The sequence below is a fragment of the Streptomyces sp. SID13726 genome, assembly GCF_010548375.1.
Taxonomy (GTDB): domain Bacteria; phylum Actinomycetota; class Actinomycetes; order Streptomycetales; family Streptomycetaceae; genus Streptomyces.
On the sequence record NZ_JAAGLY010000757.1, the window covers coordinates 1 to 398 of the forward strand.

The following is a 398-nucleotide window of genomic DNA, read 5'->3' on the forward strand; positions in this document are numbered from 1 at the left end:
AGTCGATGTCGGAACTGCCCTCGACCAGCGGGAGGGTCGGGTCGTCGCCCTCCTTGTAGAAGTCGTCCAGGCGCAGCACGGGCAGCCCCGAACGGGCGGCCAGCCGGGACTTGCCGGAGCCCGAGGGTCCGGTCAACAGGACGACACGCGTAGGCAAAGGAGAGGAGGAGCTCACGGGACACCAGTGTGAACCATTCCCCCGCGCAGGGGATGCCTCCGGTGCCCGGTTGGTATCCAGGATCACACCTCAACTACGCTGCGTGCGCACGCGACTACGACCTCAGGTGGGATCCCCATGGCACGTCACGCAGCTCACGCAGCCCCCGGCAGCTCCACGCTGCGCTCCGCAGGCCTCACGCTCTCCATTCTGGGCGCGGCCCTCGCCGTGGCCGCCGGCG

Annotated in this window: 1 pseudogene; it reads right to left on the reverse strand. The window is 69.3% G+C overall.

Going from position 1 to position 398, the window contains the following annotated elements:
- Positions 1-241: pseudogene (locus G3I78_RS52700) on the reverse strand (uridine kinase); the annotation flags it as partial.
- Positions 242-398: the final 157 nt, after the last annotated feature.